The 16975-nt window shown below is 66.3% G+C and carries 16 protein-coding genes; 6 read left to right on the top strand and 10 right to left on the bottom strand.

The window, feature by feature from the left end; translation table 11 throughout:
- Positions 1-44: 44 nt before the first annotated feature.
- Positions 45-1427, bottom strand: a complete 1383-nt coding sequence (cycA, locus tag AB6730_RS15440; RefSeq protein ID WP_371024497.1) for a D-serine/D-alanine/glycine transporter — start codon at positions 1425-1427, stop codon at positions 45-47.
- A gap of 312 nt (positions 1428-1739) precedes the next feature.
- On the opposite strand from cycA, the gene AB6730_RS15445 reads away from it, so the two are divergent.
- A complete protein-coding gene (locus AB6730_RS15445; protein WP_371024498.1) occupies positions 1740-2132 on the top strand; it encodes a nuclear transport factor 2 family protein in 393 nt (130 codons plus the stop codon).
- A 7-nt stretch (positions 2133-2139) separates the two neighbouring features.
- Here the strand turns inward: AB6730_RS15445 and AB6730_RS15450 are convergent, their stop codons facing one another.
- The gene (locus AB6730_RS15450; protein WP_371024499.1) at positions 2140-2493 is read right to left on the bottom strand and encodes a response regulator; all 354 of its coding nucleotides are present in this window, start codon (positions 2491-2493) and stop codon (positions 2140-2142) included.
- Positions 2494-2590: 97 nt separating this feature from the next.
- Complete coding sequence (locus AB6730_RS15455) at positions 2591-3598, bottom strand: zinc-binding alcohol dehydrogenase family protein (RefSeq protein WP_371024500.1); 1008 nt, start codon at positions 3596-3598, stop codon at positions 2591-2593.
- A gap of 199 nt (positions 3599-3797) precedes the next feature.
- Between AB6730_RS15455 and AB6730_RS15460 the strand changes: the two genes are divergently transcribed.
- Both AB6730_RS15460 and AB6730_RS15465 read left to right on the top strand, forming a co-directional pair.
- Positions 3798-5057 (top strand): tetratricopeptide repeat protein, encoded by a 1260-nt coding sequence (locus AB6730_RS15460; RefSeq protein ID WP_371024501.1) that lies wholly within the window; start codon positions 3798-3800, stop codon positions 5055-5057.
- Between the two features lie 105 nt (positions 5058-5162).
- Positions 5163-7796 carry a M1 family metallopeptidase gene (locus AB6730_RS15465; RefSeq protein ID WP_371024502.1) on the top strand — a complete coding sequence of 878 codons (2634 nt, stop codon included), beginning with the start codon at positions 5163-5165 and terminating at the stop codon, positions 7794-7796.
- 273 nt (positions 7797-8069) lie between these two features.
- On the opposite strand, the gene AB6730_RS15470 is transcribed toward AB6730_RS15465, so the two are convergent.
- Complete coding sequence (locus tag AB6730_RS15470) at positions 8070-9374, bottom strand: NupC/NupG family nucleoside CNT transporter (RefSeq protein ID WP_371024503.1); 1305 nt, start codon at positions 9372-9374, stop codon at positions 8070-8072.
- A 153-nt stretch (positions 9375-9527) separates the two neighbouring features.
- Here AB6730_RS15470 and AB6730_RS15475 point away from each other — a divergent pair, with 153 nt between their 5' ends.
- Positions 9528-10157: a homoserine/threonine efflux transporter gene (locus tag AB6730_RS15475; protein ID WP_371024504.1), complete on the top strand. Its 630-nt coding sequence runs from the start codon at positions 9528-9530 to the stop codon at positions 10155-10157.
- Here the strand turns inward: AB6730_RS15475 and AB6730_RS15480 are convergent.
- The 3 genes from AB6730_RS15480 to AB6730_RS15490 all read right to left on the bottom strand — a co-directional run bounded on the left by AB6730_RS15480 (position 10154) and on the right by AB6730_RS15490 (position 13120).
- Positions 10154-10594, bottom strand: a complete 441-nt coding sequence (locus AB6730_RS15480; RefSeq protein WP_371024505.1) for a MarR family winged helix-turn-helix transcriptional regulator — start codon at positions 10592-10594, stop codon at positions 10154-10156. The two genes, AB6730_RS15475 and AB6730_RS15480, sit on opposite strands and share 4 nt — an antisense overlap.
- Position 10595: 1 nt before the next feature.
- The gene (locus tag AB6730_RS15485; protein ID WP_371024506.1) at positions 10596-11360 is read right to left on the bottom strand and encodes a helix-turn-helix domain-containing protein; all 765 of its coding nucleotides are present in this window, start codon (positions 11358-11360) and stop codon (positions 10596-10598) included.
- A gap of 104 nt (positions 11361-11464) precedes the next feature.
- Positions 11465-13120 carry an alpha-amylase family protein gene (locus AB6730_RS15490; RefSeq protein WP_371024507.1) on the bottom strand — a complete coding sequence of 552 codons (1656 nt, stop codon included), beginning with the start codon at positions 13118-13120 and terminating at the stop codon, positions 11465-11467.
- 108 nt (positions 13121-13228) lie between these two features.
- Between AB6730_RS15490 and AB6730_RS15495 the strand changes: the two genes are divergently transcribed.
- On the top strand, positions 13229-14797 hold the full coding sequence (locus AB6730_RS15495; protein WP_371024508.1) for an alpha-amylase family glycosyl hydrolase: 1569 nt from the start codon (positions 13229-13231) through the stop codon (positions 14795-14797).
- A 3-nt stretch (positions 14798-14800) separates the two neighbouring features.
- Here the strand turns inward: AB6730_RS15495 and AB6730_RS15500 are convergent, their stop codons facing one another.
- The 3 genes from AB6730_RS15500 to AB6730_RS15510 form a co-directional block, all read right to left on the bottom strand.
- A complete protein-coding gene (locus AB6730_RS15500) occupies positions 14801-14983 on the bottom strand; it encodes a hypothetical protein (RefSeq protein ID WP_371024509.1) in 183 nt (60 codons plus the stop codon).
- A 17-nt stretch (positions 14984-15000) separates the two neighbouring features.
- Positions 15001-15915 (bottom strand): hypothetical protein, encoded by a 915-nt coding sequence (locus AB6730_RS15505; RefSeq protein ID WP_371024510.1) that lies wholly within the window; start codon positions 15913-15915, stop codon positions 15001-15003.
- 80 nt (positions 15916-15995) lie between these two features.
- Positions 15996-16268 (bottom strand): hypothetical protein, encoded by a 273-nt coding sequence (locus tag AB6730_RS15510; RefSeq protein WP_371024511.1) that lies wholly within the window; start codon positions 16266-16268, stop codon positions 15996-15998.
- Positions 16269-16372: 104 nt separating this feature from the next.
- On the opposite strand from AB6730_RS15510, the gene wrbA reads away from it, so the two are divergent.
- The gene (gene wrbA, locus AB6730_RS15515) at positions 16373-16972 is read left to right on the top strand and encodes an NAD(P)H:quinone oxidoreductase (protein WP_371024512.1); all 600 of its coding nucleotides are present in this window, start codon (positions 16373-16375) and stop codon (positions 16970-16972) included.
- Positions 16973-16975 lie beyond the last annotated feature (3 nt).

Below are 16975 nucleotides of genomic sequence, written 5' to 3' on the forward strand. Positions count from 1 at the left end.
CACCGGAGCGGCTTCCGCCAGGGTCGTGTGTCAGTCCGCCTGTTCTATCGGGCCTTGCGGCGGCGTAGTGCGTAGCCGATGCCGAGGATCGCGAACCATACCGGGCTGGCGATCAGGGCTTGGCGTGTGTCGCTTTCCAGGGCCAGCAACACCAGCACGAAGGCGAAGAACACCAGGCAGACCCAGCACATGACCACGCCGCCGGGCATCTTGTAGCTGGACACCGCATGCAACTCCGGCCGGTTCTTCCGGTAGGCGATGTAGGCGATGAGGATCAGCGACCAGACGAACATGAAGAGGATCGCGGCGAGCGTCGTTACCAGGGTGAACGCGGTGACCAGGTTCGGGATCACGTACACCAGCATGGCACCGCCGAGCAGGCAGATGCACGAGAACAGCAGGCCACGCGACGGCACGGCCGCCTTCGATAGATGCTTGAAGGTCGACGGCGCGTGGTCTTCCTCGGCCAGGCCGTAGAGCATGCGGCTGGTGGAGAAGATGCCGCTGTTGGCCGACGAGGTGGCCGAGGTGAGCACGACGAAGTTGATCAGGCTGGCGGCGGCGGGAATGCCCGCCAGCACGAACAGTTCCACGAAGGGGCTCTTGCCCGGCAGCACCTGGCGCCACGGCGTCACGGCCATGATCACCACGAGTGCGAGCACGTAGAACAGGATGATGCGGACCGGGATCGAGTTGATCGCCTTGGGCAGGTTGCGTTCCGGATCGGCCGTCTCGGCGGCGGTGGTGCCGACCAGTTCGATGCCGACGAAGGCGAACACCGCGATCTGGAAGCCGGCGAAGAATCCACCGATGCCCATCGGGAACATGCCGCCGTCGCTCCACAGGTTGGTCAACGAGGCCACGTGGCCATCGGGCGAGCGGAAGCTCCAGGCGACCATGCCGAAGCCGGTGACGATGAGCGCGCAGATGGCGATGATCTTGATCAGGGCGAACCAGAATTCCAGTTCGCCGAAGAGCCGGACCGTGGTGAGGTTCAGCGTCAGCAGCAGGAGTACGCAGAGCACCGCGGGTATCCATGGCGCGAGGCCGGGGAACCAGAATTGCGCGTACGAGGCGATGGCGATGACGTCGGCGATCGCCGTGATGATCCAGCAGAACCAGTAGGTCCAGCCGCAGAAGAACCCGGCCCACGGGCCGAGCAGGTCGGTGGAGAAGTCGATGAAGGACTTGTAGCCGAGGTTGGAGAGCAGCAGTTCGCCCATCGCGCGCATGACGAAGAACAGCATCACGCCGATGATGAGGTAGACGAAAAGGATGGACGGGCCGGCGAGGCTGATCGTCTTCCCCGACCCCATGAACAACCCGGTGCCGATGGCACCGCCGATGGCGATCAGCTGCAGGTGGCGGTTCGACAGGCTACGCCTGAGGTGCTCGGGTGACTGCTCAGGCGCGTGGCTCATCGGCATTCGGCTCGGCTTGGGACGGAAGCGGGCACCATACGGGCAGGGGTGGGGTGACGGCAAGGCGGGGTTCGAGGCTCGGGGTCTTGCCGCAGCTGGCCCGCTGCCGCGGGATCGCCGACAAGTCGGCTCCCACAGGTCTGTTCCAAGTCCCACCGGTCTGTTCCAAGTTCCACAGGTGTATTCCTGACCGGTCTACTCGATGCTGTGGTGGGAAGCCGCTTCAGCGGCGATGGGTGCTTGCCTCAACCTGGCGCGCAGCGCCCTGTACTATCCAGGCGAAACGCGACACTTTCCCCCACCCCGGAGCCGCCCCGCATGATCGACCCCGCCTATATCGCGCTGATCGAGGCTTACCTCGACGCGTACAACCGCTTCGACATCGAGGGCATGCTCGCCACCCTGTCCGACGACGTGCGCTTCGAGCACCACAGCGGCGGCGAGTTGAGCGTCGCGACCGATGGCAAGGCGGATTTCGAGAAGCTGGCACGGGTCGGTGCCGCGATGTTCGCCTCGCGCCAGCAATTCGTGACCGAGTTGCGCGAGGTCGGTACCGCGGGCGACACGGTGATCGCGGACATCCAGTTCCATGGCGAGATCGCCGACGACATTCCCGATGGTCCCGGCGCGGGCACGGTCATCGAGATGCGTGGTACATCGGAATTCCGCTTCGCGGCCGGGAAGATATCCAGGGTGATCGACAAGGCCTGAGCGGCACTCAAGCCACCACGCGTTCCACCGCCGCCAACAGCGTCTTGCGGTCGTAAGGCTTGGCCAGGTAGGCCATGCTCTCGCCCAGCCACGGATGCTGTTCCTTCATTTCGCCCGAGGTCACCACGACGGGCATGTCCGCATGCCGCAGGGCCAGGTCCTGGCCTGATAGCGAGCCGGGCATGCGCAGGTCCGTGAACAGGACATCCGCTTTTTCCGTCTGCAACCATCGTTCGGCGGTGTCGCCGTCGGGTACCGTGTGCACGCGATGACCCTCTCCTTCGAGGATCATCGCGGTGAGTTCGCGGATGAGGTCGTCGTCCTCCACGAGAAGGACGACGAGGGGGCGTGCAGTAGCCATGGCGTTCCGCTTGCGAAGAGGAATGTCTGCAATGCAGATAGCTCCGCCACGCGTGAATGCGGTGTCAAGAATCGACACCGCCATGGCGGGCGCGCGCTCAGAATCCTTCGAGCACGATCTTGCCCTTCGCCTTGTGGCTTTCGATGAGTTTGTGCGCGCGACGGAGGTTCTCCGCCGTGATCGCGCCGAAGTGCTCGCCAACGGTCGTGCGCAACACGCCGTTATCGACCAGTTCCGCCACACGGTCGAGCAGGTCGTGTTGCTTGCCCATGTCCGGCGTCTCGTACGTCGAACGCGTGAACATCGATTCCCAATGCAATGAAATGGACTTGCGCTTGAGCTTGGTCGCGTCGAGCGACGCGGGATCGTCGATGAGTCCGAACTGGCCCTGCGGCTTCACGATCTCCACGATCTGTTCGTAGTACGCGTCGGTGTGGGTAAGGCTGACGAGGTGGTCGACCTGTCCGATGCCGAGCGCCTCCAGCTGTGGCGCCAGCGGCTTGCCGTGATCGATCACGTGATGCGCGCCGAGTTCGTGCACCCAGCGCGCCGTTTCCTCGCGCGAGGCGGTGCCGATGACCTTGAGCCCGGTCAGGCGGCGGGCCAGTTGCACGAGGATGGAACCGACGCCACCGCCGGCACCGATGATGAGGATCGACTCGCCGTGGTTGCCACCTTCGACGATCTTCAGGCGGTCGAACAGCATCTCCCATGCCGTGATCGCGGTGAGCGGCAGCGCGGCCGCGTCGGCGTCGCCCAGGCTGCGAGGCTTGCGGCCCACGATGCGTTCGTCGACGAGTTGGAAGCGTGCATTGCCGCCCGGACGTAGCAGGGAGCCCGCGTAGAACACCTCGTCGCCTTCCTTGAACAGGGTGACGTCGGCACCGGCCGCGGCCACGGTACCCACGGCATCGAAACCGAGGACACGCGGCGCCGTCACCGGCATGTTGTTCCTGACCTTGGTATCGACAGGATTCACGGACACGGCGCGGATGGCGACCAGCAGGTCGTGCGGCCCCGGCACGGGCTGCGGCAGGTCGATCTCGACCAGGGCGTCCGGGTCGTCGATGGGCAGGCCGTGCTGGGTGTAGACGATCGCTTTCACAGGGGGCTCTCCGTTGGGAATGCCCCATCGTCCTCCCTTCGGCCGGGGCGAAAAACCCATGGATCGCGCCATCAGTTTCCGCGCTGCGTTGAAGATCGTGCATCCTTGGGTATGGACCCCGCCAAAAAGGCTGATACCCAGGTTCCGCTTCTGCCCCTATGATGCGCCCCACGATCGACAGCGTTTCAGGGGGAACGGTATGTCGGAGGGGAAAACGGGCAGCGTGCTCGGCGACCGTCGTTTCGTCGCCGAGATGGATGCCCTGCAGAAGTTCGGCCGGATGGAACGGGAAGCGCAGTTGGGCGATGCCCAGGCGCAGTTCGTGGTGGCGCAGATGTTTGCCGAGGGCGACCACGTCGCCCAGGACCGGCTGCGCGCGGCCCACTGGTTTCGCCGCGCGGCGGAGCAAGGCCATCTCGAAAGCCAATGCCGTCTCGCCGCGCATTACGCGGAAGGTCTCGGCGTGCCGCGCGATCCGTTCGAAGCGGCCGGCTGGTACCGGCGCGCGGCGGAAGCCGGCTCGGCCGACGCGCAGGGTGCGCTGGGCACGCTTTACGCGCGCGGCCACGGCGTCGCCCTGGATCGGAGGGAAGCGCTGCGCTGGTGGGGCCGTGCGGCGGACCAGGGTCATGTGCAGGCGTGCGTGAACCTGGGCGTCTCGCATTATTTCGGTCGCGGTGTTCCTCGGGACGCCGAACTCGCCTTCGCCTTCTACAGCCGGGCCGTGGAACGTGGCGCGCCGGGCGCGCGTGGCTATAGCGATGCGCTTTGCAGCCTCGCGCATATGTACTGCGACGGTATCGGCGTGGCCCGCGATCCGGCCATGGGCGCGCATTACTACCGTCGCGCGGCGGAACTGGGTAGCGGTATCGCCCAGTTCACCCTGGGCAAGCTGTACCTCGATGCCAGCGCGCAACCGGAAGACCGCGAGCAGGCCCGCTACTGGCTCGGCCGTGCCGCCGAGCAGGGCGACGCTGAAGCGCGGCGTCACCTCGCCATGCTGGACGCCGAACTCGCCCCGGCGGAAGGCGTTCAGGCAACCGCGCCCGCGCCGGAACGGCTGGCCCAACTCGGACCCCAAGACGCGGCGGGCCAGTTCCTGCTCGGCCAGCGCCTGGCGTCCGGTGACGGCGTGGCGCGCAACGATCGTGAAGCCGTCCGCTGGCTGGCGCTGGCGGCGGAGCGTGGCCATGTGGCCGCCCAGTACGCGCTGTCGCGGATGATCGACGCCGGTCGCGGCGTACCCCGCAACGTCGAGGAAGTGCTGCGCCTGCTTCGTTGCGCGGCCGGTGCCGGCCATGCCGATGCCCAGTTCGAACTGGGCGTGCTGCACGGCCGGGGTGACGGGGTGCCACGCAACCAGGCGATCGCCCGGGCCTGGTTCCGCAAGGCGGCCGCGCGCGGACACCTGAAGGCGTTGCGCAAGCTGGAGCGGCGGTCCTGGTGGCGCGTCTGGTAGGTTCCCCGCGCCGCAACATCCTGCGGCCGTGACTTCCGGCGCTTCCTTTCCCGCCGTACTCGGATGACCATCGGGCGAATCGATCGAACCCAAGGGCCCATCCGAATGCGTACTCCTCTCGTCAGCGCGATCGCTTTCGCGCTCGCCGGTCTATCCGCCGTGGCCGTCGCCGCCCCGGCCGACGACGCCAGCCAGCTTGCCACCACCCAGCTGCCCCGCAGCGTGCGCCCGACGCATTACGACGTTTCCGTCGTACCGCACGCGGACAAGCTCGCCTTCGACGGCAAGGTCGCCATCGGCATCGACGTGCTGGAGCCCACCGCATCCATCACGCTCAACGCGATGGATATGACCTTCGCCCACGTGACCCTGGTCCCGGCGAAGGGCAAGGCGAAGTTCACGGCGCCCAAGGTCGCGATAGACGCGGACGCGCAGACGGTGACCTTCACCTTCGACCATGCCGTTCCCGCCGGCAGCTATACGCTGTCGATGGATTACACCGGCAAGATCGGCACGCAGGCCAACGGTCTGTTCGCGATCGACTACGACACCAAGTCCGACGGCAAGAAGCGCGCGCTGTACACGCAGTTCGAGAACTCCGATGCGCGCCGCTTCGTGCCCTCGTGGGACGAGCCGGCCTACAAGGCGACCTTCACGCTCTCGGCGACGGTGCCGAGCAACCAGATGGCGGTGAGCAACATGCCGGCCGCGTCGAAGAAGGACCTCGGCAATGGTTTGACGAAGGTCTCGTTCCAGCCTTCGCCGAAGATGTCCACCTACCTGCTGTTCTTCGGCCTGGGCGAATTCGATCGCGCCACCACGAAGAGCGACGGCGTCGAGATCGGCGTCATCACGCAGAAGGGCCTCACCTCGCAGGCACAGTTCACGCTCGACACGGGCAAGGCCGTGCTGCAGGAATACAACGCTTATTTCGGCGTGCCGTATCCGCTGCCCAAGCTCGACAACATCGCTTCCCCGGGTTCGAGCCAGTTCTTCTCCGCGATGGAGAACTGGGGCGCCATCTACACCTTCGAATACGCGCTGCTGCTCGACCCGTCCATCTCCACGCAGTCCGACAAGCAGGAAGTCTTCAACACCGCCGCGCACGAAATGGCGCACCAGTGGTTCGGCGACCTGGTGACCATGCGCTGGTGGGACGACCTCTGGCTCAACGAAGGCTTCGCCTCGTGGCTGGCCTCGCGCACCACCGAGCGCCTGCATCCGGAATGGCATACCAACCTCGAAGCGGTGTTCATCCGCGAAGCGGCGATGTCGCGCGACGCCGTCGCCACCACCCACCCGGTGGTGCAGCACGTGGCGACCGTGGAGCAGGCCAGCCAGGCTTTCGATTCGATCACCTATTCCAAGGGTGAGTCGGTGATCCGCATGCTCGAAGCCTATGTGGGCGCGGATACGTGGCAGAAGGGCGTGCAGGCGTACATCAAGGCGCATGCGTATTCGAACACGGTGTCAGACGATCTCTGGAAGGAGATCGACGCGGCGGCGGGCAAGCCGGTCAGCACCATCGCCCACGACTTCACGTTGCAGCCGGGCATCCCGCTGGTGCGCGTGGAATCGGTGTCGTGCGCGAACGGCTCCACCACGCTGAAGCTGACGCAGGGTGAGTTCACCCGCGATCGTCCGGAGAAGAAGGCGCTTGCGTGGCATGTGCCGGTGATCGCGAAGACGGTCGGCGGTACGCCTTCGTCGACGTTGCTTTCCGACGGCACCGGCACGCTCACCGTCGCCGGTTGCACGCCGGTGCTGGTCAACGCGGGCCAGACCGGCTACTACCGCACCCTGTACGCGCCGGCGCAGATCAAGGCGTTGCAGGGCGCGTTCGCCAAGCTCGATCCGATCGACCAGCTCGGCCTCACCGCCGACGTCTGGGCGTTGGGCATGGGCGGCTTGCAGCCCGCGTCCGACGTGCTCGACCTGATCAAGGCCGCCCCGCTGGATGCCACGCCGCTGCTGTGGGACGGCATCGCCAGCGACTTCTCCACGCTCGACGATTACTACCAGGGCGACGTGAAGCGCCAGGCCGCGCTGCGCAAGTACGCGATCTCCCGCCTCTCGCCGAAGTTCGACCAGGTCGGTTGGGAAGCGAAGCCGGGCGAGGAAGCCCCGGTGGCGGTCCTGCGTGCGCACCTCATCGGTACGTTGGCCCACCTGGGCGACGCGAAGGTCATCGCCGAGGCGCGTCGTCGCTACGAGACGAACACGATGCCGGCCGAGCTGCGCAAGTCGATCCTCGCCGTGGTCGCTTCGCATGCGGACGCCGCCACCTGGGACAAGTTGCACGCGGAAGCCAAGGCGGAGAAGACCCCGCTGGTGAAGGATCGCCTGTACGCCCTGCTGGGAACGACGGAAGACGAGGCGCTGGCGAAGCGGGCACTCGAACTCGCGCTCACCGACGAGCCGGGTGCGACCAACAGCGCCGGCATGATCTCCGCCGTCTCGCGTGCGCATCCGGAACTGGCTTTCGATTTCGCGGTGGAGCATAAGGACACGGTCGATCATTTCGTCGATTCGACCTCGTCGGCGCGTTACTACCCGATGCTTGCAGGTGGCTCGCTCGACCTGGCCACGATCGACAAGATCAAGGCCTTCGCCGACAAGTACATCGCCGCGACCTCGCGCCGCGACGCGGAAACCAGCATCGCGAACATCCGCTACCGCGCCATGGTCCGCAAGGAACGCCTGCCGGCGATCGATGCGTGGCTGAAGAAGAACGGCTGATCGATACCGCTGTGATCGACATCGCTTGAGTGATGGCCCCGCCGGTCGCGAGACCGGCGGGTTTTTTTTGTCCGACTCCGGCCGCGGCTCTTGTGGGAGCCGCTTCAGCGGCGATGGGTGCTTGCCGTAGCCTGTCCCGCTGCCGCGGGATCGCCGACAAGGTCGGCTCCCACAGGTCTGCTCCAAGTCCCACAGGTCTTTTCCAAGTCCTAAGGGTCAGTTCCAAGTCCCCCGGTCTGCTCCAAGTCCCACAGGTAGACGGGCCCATCAGGTTTAGAAGCGTTCTAGTACGCCGGCGATGGTGGCGGTCATGAAGGTGGCGATGGAACCGCCCAGCACGGCGCGCAGGCCAAGGCGGGCGAGGTCGCCGCGACGGTTGGGTGCGAGGCCGCCGATGCCGCCGATCTGGATCGCGATCGACGAGAAGTTGGCGAAGCCGCACAGCGCATAGGTCGCGATCAGGCGGCTTTCCGGCAGCAGGTCGGGCAGGTGACGTGCGAGGTCCGCATACGCCACGAACTCATTGATCACGACTTTCTGGCCGATGAAGCTGCCGACGAGAGTGGCGTCCTGCCAGGGCACGCCGATCAACCACGCCACCGGGGAAAGCACCCAGCCGAAGATGGTCTCCAGGCTCAGCACCACCGGATGACCGGTGCTGGCGGAGAGCCACGCATTGAGGCTGTGCTCGCCACCGATCGTACCCACCCACTGCACCGGGCCGTTGATGAGGGCGATCAGCGCGATGAAGGCGAGCAGCATGGCGCCGACGTTCATCGCCAGCTTCAGGCCGTCGCCCGCGCCCGTGGCCGCGGCGTCGATGACGTTGGTCGTGGTCTTCTCGACGTCGATCTTCACCGTGCCGCGGGTGAGCGGTTCCTGCGTCTCGGGAACCAGGATCTTCGCCAGCACCATGGTGGCCGGGGCGGCCATGACGCTCGCGGTGAGCAGGTGCTTCGCATAGAACATGCGCTGCGCCGGATCGTCACCGCCGAGCATGGCCACGTAGGCCGCCATCACGGAGCCGGCGATATGCGCCATGCCGCCGATCATCACGGTCATCAGCTCGGCCTGGGTCATCCGCTCGATGTACGGCTTGATGGTGAGCGGGGCTTCGGTCTGGCCGATGAAGACGCTGGCGCAGACGCTGGTGGTTTCCGCGCCGGACACGCGCATCACCTTGGTGATCACCCAGGCCATGCCCTTCACGATCTGCTGCATCACGCCGAGGTGGTAGAGCACGCCGGTGAGCGCCGCGAAGAAGACGATGGTCGGCAGCACCTTCACCGCGAAGATCACGCCGAACTTGCTGCTGTCGAGCAGGCTGCCGAAGATGAAGCGCGAGCCCACGTCGACGTAATCGAGCAGGCGCACGAAGCCCGTGGCGATGGCGTCGAAGACGTCGCGGCCCAGCGGCACCTTGAGCACGATGGCCGCGAAGGCGATCTGCAAGGCGACGCCGGTGGCGACCAGCTTCCAGTCGACCACGCGCTTGTTGTTGGAGAAGCAGAACGCGATGCCGACGAGCACCGCCAAACCGAACAGGCCAAAAAGGACGTGGCCTAGCAGACCCAGCATCGTGACTTACCCCTTGGAAGGCCGGGGGCAGCCCCGTGACCACTTTAAAAAACGCGAGGTTACGGGAGGTGGCCTTGTGGGGCAAGGCGCGCTGCGGAATCGGGATGGGCCGGTGTCTTTCGCAGGCCCCCTGTCAGGGCTTACCCTCGACGCATGAATCTCTTCCTCACCATCGCCCTGGTCCAGATCGTGGCCCTGGTCACGCCCGGCCCGGACTTCTTCTTCGTGTCCCAACTCGCCGCCAGCCGCTCGCGGCGCGAGGCCTTCGCGGGCGTGGTCGGCATCGCCTTGGGCGTGGCGGTCTGGGCGGCGCTGGCCCTGCTCGGCCTGCAGATCCTCTTGCACCGGCTGGCCTGGCTGGAGCGGGGCATCGCCATCGCCGGTGGTGCCTACCTCTGCTTCATGGGATTCCAGATGCTCCGGTCGGCGTGGAGGGCGAAACCGGACGCCGCCGTGCCGGTGGTCGACGTGCGCGGCTCCAGCCCGTGGCGCGCGCTGGTACGCGGGCTGGCCACCAACCTGGCCAACCCCAAGGCCGCGATCTACTTCGCTTCGATCTTCTCGGCCTTCGTCGGAGACGGCATGTCCGCCACGACGCGCTGGGGCCTCTGGGCCATGGTCACCGTGGAAACCCTGCTCTGGTTCGCCGTGGTGGCGGGCATCTTCGCCTTGCCCGCGATGCGCCGCGGCTACGTGCGTGCGAGCCGTTGGATCGACGGCGGCGCGGGGGCGATCTTCACCCTTTTCGGCCTGCACCTGATCTTCGGCCGGCGGGCGATCTAGCCCTTCTCGAGGTTGCGTGTCACCTGGGCCAGGCTTTCAGCCAGCAGGCCGGGCTGGTCCACGCCCTCCAGCGCCGCGCGGGCGAGGTCGGCGATGAGTGCCCGCACCCGCTCGGCCATGCGCTTGCCGGCGGGAGTGAGGGCGATGTCGGCCAGGCGACGGTCCGCCTCGTTGCGCACGCGCAACACCAGGCCGCGCTCCACGCCCGCGTCCACCGCATGGGTCACCGTGCTGGCATTGACGCCGCAGGCGCTGGCCAGTTCGGTGGAGATCATGCTGCCGCGCGAGGCCAGCATCAGCAGGATGTCGCTCTGCAAGGCGGTGAGCCCGAATTCGCGTTGGGCACGGCGGCGCACGGCATCGCGCAGGCGCGATCCCGCCAGCATCAGGTCACGGCCCAGGCCCAGGGGCGAGGGCGTCGTCTCGTCGCCGGTCATGTCAATCGGCCGCTCGACGCCATGCGCCAGGAGGCATGCCTATCGTGCGGGTGAAGACCCGCGTGAAATGACTTTGTTCGGCGAAGCCGCAGCCCAGCGCGATGTCGGCTAGCGACATCTCCGTGGTGCGGAGCAGTTCGCATGCGCGTTCGATACGCCGGTCGAGCAGCCAGCGGTGCGGCGGCTTGCCCAGGCTGCGGCGGAACGCGCGCGAGAAATGGTTGACGGACAAGCCGCAGGCCTCGGCCACGGCGGCCACCGGGAAGGACTGGTCCAGCCGTTCGTCCATATAGGCGATGGCCCGGCGTTCCTGCCAGGTGGCGAGGCCCCCGCGAGGGGTGGCCTCCTCCCGGCAGGGGCGGAAGGTCAGGATGGCACGCAGGGCCAGGGCGACGTGGGCGAGCAGGGGAGCGTTGGGCGCCTCGGCGCGCAGGCTGTCGAACAGCACCTGGGCCAGGGTGCGCACGGCAGGCGGGTGCGGGGCGCATACATCGCCTTCCGTCTGCCGGCGAAACAGGATGGCACCCGCCCCCTCGGTATCGGCCGCGTAGGCGGCGCGATAGATCAGGAGGAGGTCGTCCTCGGCATCGTCGGCGTCGTCGAGCAGGATCTCGGTGAGCTGGGCGCGACCGCGCAGGTCGGCGATGAGGTTGACCCCCCGCTGCCGGTCGCCACGATCCACGGCGGCGGATCGTTGGGCGAGATCGACGATGACGGTGGGTAAACCCACGTGACGGGTAGTGCAGGCTGGTTCGGCGCGGTACATGGGCCGATCCTCTCGAGGTATCGGATGACGAGCCAAGGATTGCGCATGCAAGGAATCCAGCCTACACCCTTAAGAGGTAGGGTACGCAACTAGGCCTTTTGGCCTCATGCCTCGTCGATTTCCTTGCGCTCGAGGATGTAGCCCAGCCCCCCTTCGCGGAACCAGCGGTACCCATAGGGTTCGAGCATCACGTGGTGCCGGCCGTGGCCGTCCGGCTCGCTGTGGTCCTCCGAAAGGACGTTGGTCAAGCGGTCGGGCAGCGAGAAGGCCGCTTCGCAGGGGGCTTCCGACAGGTTGTGCAGGAACAGCGTCGCGTTGCCGCGCCAGCGATAGCGCATCATCAGCACGGCGTTGTCGTCCAGCGGCAATACCTCGAAGTCGCCCCAGGACACCTCGGGGATCTCCTTGCGCATGCGGATCACCCGCTCCATCCAGTTGAGCAGGGACCCGGGGTCCCGGCGTTGCTGGGCCACGTTGATGTGCCTGTATCCGAAGGGCCCTTTCGAGATGACCCTGGCGGACGCGCGGCGGGCGGCGGTGAAGCCGGCGAAGGGTTCGGTGGACCATTGCATCGGCGTGCGCGCGCACTCGCGTTCGGGCAGGGTGAGGTCGTCGCCCATGCCGATCTCGTCGCCGTAGCGCAGCACCGGCGTGCCGGGCAGCGTGAGCATCAGGCTGTAGGCCAGTTCGATGCGGCGACGGTCGTTGCGCAGCATCGGCGCCAGGCGCCTGCGGATGCCGCGTCCATAGAGTTGCATGTCCTTGTCCGGCCCGAACTCGGCGAACACGCGTTCGCGCTGGCCGGCGGTGAGGCGGCCGAGGTCCAGTTCGTCGTGGTTGCGCAGGAATTGCGCCCATTGGGCGGTAGCCGGACGCGACTTCGTCTTTTCCAGTGCCTTCGCTAGCGGACGGACGTCCGCCGTCGCCAGGGCGTAGAACAGGTTCTGGTTCACCTGGAAGTTGAACATCATCTGCAGGCGGTCGCCGTCCGAACCGAAGTACTGCATGTCGTCCTTGGGTAACACGTTCGCCTCGGCGAGGATGATCGCGTCGCCCTGTCGCCACTGCAGCAGTTCGCGGAACGAGCGCAGCATGTCGAACTGTTCTTTCGGGCGTGCCACGTCGACTCCTTTCGTGGAGATCACGAAGGGCACGGCGTCCATGCGAAAACCGGACACGCCGAGTTGGATCCAGAAGCCCATGATCTTCAGGATCTCCGCCTGCACGTGCGGGTTCGAGGTGTTGAGGTCGGGCTGGAAATCGAAGAAGCGATGGAAGTACCACGCTTTCGCCGTTTTCTCGTAGCTCCACGTGCTCTTCTGCACCCCCGGGAACACCATGCCTTCCTTCGCGCCGTCGGGGCGGGTGTCCGACCAGACGTACCAGTCGCGGTACTTGGAGGACGGATCGCGACAGGCGTCACGGAACCAGGGGTGCCGGTCCGAGGTATGGTTCACGACCAGGTCCATCATCACGCGCATGCCACGTTGGCGGGCGGCGTGGGTGAACTCCACGAAGTCGCCCAGCGTCCCGTAGCGCGGATCGACGTTGTAGTAGTCGGCGATGTCGTAGCCGCCGTCCTTGCAGGGCGAGGTCTGGAAGGGCATCAGCCATATCGCGGTCACGCCCAGGCCCTGGAGGTATTCCAGGCGGCGGCCGAGACCCTGGAAGTCGCCGGTCCCGTCGCCATTGGAATCCTGGAAGGTGCCGACGGAGAGGCAGTAGACGATCGCGTTCTTGTACCAGAGGTCGTTGATCATGGCGGCTCGGTCCACGGGATGGGGCGAGGCTAGGCGATGGCGCGTGAAGGCATTTCGTATACGTGCCAGGCGTGAAGCTCGGCAGGGTTGCAAGGCACCGGAGGATTCGTGAAAGAACGGCTATGGTGGCGCGACGGCGTCGTCTACCAGGTGTATCCACGTTCGTTCGCCGATGCGAACGGCGACGGTATCGGCGATCTGGAAGGCATCCGCGGCAAGCTCGAGTACCTCGCGTCCCTGGGCGTGGATGCCTTGTGGATCTCGCCCATCTACCCCTCGCCCATGGCCGATTTCGGCTACGACGTGAGCGACTACCGTGGCATCGATCCGTTGTTCGGCGATATCGACGTGCTCGATGCCTTGCTGGCCGACGCGCATGCGCTCGGCCTGAAGGTGATCCTCGATTTCGTGCCGAACCACAGCTCCGACGAGCACCCGTGGTTCCGTGAAAGCCGCCGCTCGCGCGACAGCGCATTTCGCGACTGGTACATCTGGCGCGATCCCTCCCCCGACGGTGGGCCGCCGAACAACTGGCTGTCGAACTTCGGTGGCAGCGCATGGGCCTTCGATGCGCGCACGGGCCAGTATTACCTGCACCTGTTCCTGGACAAGCAGCCGGACCTCAACTGGCGCCATCCCGTGTTGCGCGAGGCGATGTACGACGCGATGCGTTTCTGGTTGCGGCGCGGTGTCGACGGGTTCCGCGTGGACGTGGTCTACCACGTGATGAAGGATGCCGAATTTCGCGACAACCCGCCCAACCCGGACTACCGCGAAGGCATCGATTCCGAAGCCCACCGCCTGCTGCCGCTGCACACGGCCGATTTACCGGAAGCGCAGGGCGTCGTCGCCGCGATGCGGTCGGTGGTGGACGAATTTCCGGAACGTGTGTTGATCGGGGAGTTGTACCTCCCGTTGGAACGGATCGTGGCTTACTACGGCGAGGGCCTGGCGGGGGCGAACCTGCCGTTCAACTTCCTGCTGATCGGTGCGCCGTGGGAAGCGCGTTTCGTCGCCGACCTGGTAGAGCGTTATGAAGCCGCGCTTCCCGAAGGCGGCTGGCCGAACTGGGTCCTGGGCAACCACGACAAGCCGCGTATCGCTTCGCGCGTGGGTGACGCGCAGGCGCGTGTCGCGGCCGTGTTGCTGCTGACCCTGCGGGGCACTCCCACGATGTACTACGGCGACGAGATCGGCATGCACGACGTGCCGATTCCCTTCGAGGAAGTGCGCGATCCCTTCGAGCGCAACGAACCCGGCAAGGGCCTGGGCCGGGACCCGCAACGCACGCCGATGCGCTGGTTCCCGCGCGAGGGGGCCGGTTTCACGAGGGGTGTGCCGTGGCTGCGCATCGGCGACGACGTGGCCTCGCGCAACGTGGCCACGCAGTCGGACGATCCGTCGTCGCTGCTTTCGCTCTACCGGATGTTGCTGCGCATGCGGCGGGGCTCTCCCGCGCTCAGCCGGGGTGCGATACGCGTGCTCGGCGTGAGCGACGCGGTCCTGGCCTTCGAGCGTACCGATGGCGATGAACGCTTCGTGGTGATGCTCAATTTCACCGGCGAACCGGCCGCCTTGCCCATGACGGAACCCGCCGATGCCTGCGTGCTGTCCACGCACCCGGGCGCCGGCAGTGGCGACCTGCGCGCCGATGAAGCGCGGATCTACCGGGGCTAGCCGTTACAGGACCCAGCGCGCGAGGGCGGCCACCACGGCGAGCGCGAGCACCACGATCAACACATGGCGCAGGTAGGCTCCGCCGGACACGCCACCGTCGTAACTGGCATCGTCATAGTCGTGCGAGGCATCGCGCGGGTGGCGGACGAAAGGCAGGCGCAGGCGTTTGCGGCGTTTGGCTGGCATATCGGCATGCTACCGATTCAGGTACCTATCCGCGAGGTGTTCTTCAGTTCCTCGAGGATCTCCGGGCCTCGCACGTCGATGTGGTCGAGGTTGTTCACGTAGAACCGCACGAAGGGTTTCTCCGCGTCCTTCGGCATCCATGGCTTCGCCCAGACGAAGACCACGCAATAGCCGTCCGCTTCCGCGATGAGTTTGTCGAGCCGCGCCCGCAGCAGCTTGCGCACGGGATAGGCGTCGATGTCCTTCGCGGTGAGGGTGATCGTTGGCCGCAGTTCGCTATCGTCGTGGCGGAAGGGGCGCGAGAAGCGCAGGTAGTAGCCGCCTTCCTTCGTGGCGCGCAACGAGGCCGTGCCCCACCACACGGCGCGGGTACCGAGCTGGTCGGCCGCTTTCTGCCGGTAGATGTTGCGGAAGAGCGTCTCGTAGGTCACCGTCTCGCCGCCGATCTCGACGGTGGCCTCGGCGAGGTCCTTGTCCCTGCGGTGTTCGAGGAACTTCTGCACCAGCGAGGACAGCCGGTAGTAATGGCTGGGACGCGGCTTGAGGCCAGGGCTGGTGTTGCTCGCCACGCGGCGCGCGGGTCCCGCGGCCGGGTCCGCCTTCGCCGCCGCGGCGGTGGCACGGAAATGATCGGCCGGTCGTTCCGCTTCGAAGACATCCGGTGACTTGCCGGCGGCGGGTTCACCCCGGCCGTGCGCCACCTCGCAGCTTTCCGCATGGTCTTCCAGGCGGCGCGATCGGAAATACGGGCGAATGCGCAGGTTCTGCTCGGGCTTGTCCAGGCAGGCGCAGATCAGCGGCGCGGAACACCCGGTGCCGACGCAGGTGAACGTGGCGTCGTGGCCGAGCAGGTCGGCCCAATAGAGCTCGTAGGCACGCTCGGCGGTGAGCCGTTCGTTGCGCTGGGGAGTGATCGCTTCTTCGATCGACACGATGGGGTTCCGGGGTGCTGTCGATCCGGACTTTACCGCGAGCTCGCATCGCCGACAGGGTCGGCTCCCACCAGGCTGGCTCAGAAGCTCCCGAACCCTCGGGCTGGCTCCAGCCCGAGATCCGTCTTCACCCCGCGCAGGAAGGCCAGGACGTCCTCGTAGCGGCCGGCGGCCACGAGCGACTCGGCGGTCAGCAGGCCGAGGCCGGCGATGGGGTCGTCGCGGTACCAGGCGATGCGGGCGGATTCGTCCGGTTCGACGCGGGCGGCTTCGCGCAGCACTTGCCAGGCGTGCGACTTGCGCACGGCGCCTGCGACGGTGGAGTGGATATCGACGATCCGGGCGTGCGGCATACGGCTCAACCTCTGTACGGCGGCGATGGTGCGCCGACACGTTGCATAGACGGCAACGTGCCTACCTTTCCTGTCCTGATCCTTTCCCGACGGAGATTCCGCTCATGGCCAAGGTCCTCGTTCTCTACTACTCGGCGTACGGCCACATCGAAACGATGGCCAACGCCGTCGCCGAGGGCGCCCGTGAAGCGGGTGCCAGCGTCGACATCAAACGCGTTCCCGAACTGGTTCCCGAGGACGTCGCGAAAAAATCCGGTCTCAAGCTCGATCAGGCCGCGCCCGTGGCACGGGTGGACGAACTCGAGAACTACGACGCCATCATCATCGGAACCGGTACCCGTTACGGCCGTATGACCTCGCAGATGGCCAACTTCCTCGACCAGACCGGCGCCCTGTGGATGCGTGGCGCGCTCAACGGCAAGGTGGGTGGTGCCTTCGCCTCGACGGCCTCGCAGCATGGCGGCCAGGAGACGACGCTGTTCTCGATCATTACGAACCTGTTTCATCTGGGCCTGATCCCGGTGGGCTTGCCTTACAGTTTCCAGGGCCAGTTGAAACTCGACGAGATCACCGGTGGCAGCCCCTACGGAGCTACGACCATCGCGGCCAGCGACGGTTCCCGCAAACCTACCGAGAACGAACTCGCCGGTGCCCGTTTCCAGGGCAGGCACATCGCCGAAGTCGCCGCGAAGCTCTTCGGCTGAGGC

The organism is Luteibacter sp. RCC_6_2, from assembly GCF_041360655.1.
In the GTDB taxonomy this organism is placed as follows: Bacteria; Pseudomonadota; Gammaproteobacteria; order Xanthomonadales; family Rhodanobacteraceae; genus Luteibacter.

Excerpts from the sequence above, each read along its gene's own strand:
- cycA (WP_371024497.1), bottom strand. The coding sequence starts at position 1,427 with ATGCCGATGAGCCACGCGCCTGAGCAGTCACCCGAGCACCTCAGGCGT.
- AB6730_RS15460 (WP_371024501.1), top strand. The coding sequence starts at position 3,798 with ATGTCGGAGGGGAAAACGGGCAGCGTGCTCGGCGACCGTCGTTTCGTC.
- AB6730_RS15480 (WP_371024505.1), bottom strand. The coding sequence starts at position 10,594 with ATGACCGGCGACGAGACGACGCCCTCGCCCCTGGGCCTGGGCCGTGAC.
- AB6730_RS15500 (WP_371024509.1), bottom strand. The coding sequence starts at position 14,983 with ATGCCAGCCAAACGCCGCAAACGCCTGCGCCTGCCTTTCGTCCGCCAC.
- AB6730_RS15485 (WP_371024506.1), bottom strand. The coding sequence starts at position 11,360 with ATGTACCGCGCCGAACCAGCCTGCACTACCCGTCACGTGGGTTTACCC.
- AB6730_RS15465 (WP_371024502.1), top strand. The coding sequence starts at position 5,163 with ATGCGTACTCCTCTCGTCAGCGCGATCGCTTTCGCGCTCGCCGGTCTA.
- AB6730_RS15445 (WP_371024498.1), top strand. The coding sequence starts at position 1,740 with ATGATCGACCCCGCCTATATCGCGCTGATCGAGGCTTACCTCGACGCG.
- AB6730_RS15490 (WP_371024507.1), bottom strand. The coding sequence starts at position 13,120 with ATGATCAACGACCTCTGGTACAAGAACGCGATCGTCTACTGCCTCTCC.
- wrbA (WP_371024512.1), top strand. The coding sequence starts at position 16,373 with ATGGCCAAGGTCCTCGTTCTCTACTACTCGGCGTACGGCCACATCGAA.
- AB6730_RS15450 (WP_371024499.1), bottom strand. The coding sequence starts at position 2,493 with ATGGCTACTGCACGCCCCCTCGTCGTCCTTCTCGTGGAGGACGACGAC.
- AB6730_RS15475 (WP_371024504.1), top strand. The coding sequence starts at position 9,528 with ATGAATCTCTTCCTCACCATCGCCCTGGTCCAGATCGTGGCCCTGGTC.
- AB6730_RS15510 (WP_371024511.1), bottom strand. The coding sequence starts at position 16,268 with ATGCCGCACGCCCGGATCGTCGATATCCACTCCACCGTCGCAGGCGCC.
- AB6730_RS15470 (WP_371024503.1), bottom strand. The coding sequence starts at position 9,374 with ATGCTGGGTCTGCTAGGCCACGTCCTTTTTGGCCTGTTCGGTTTGGCG.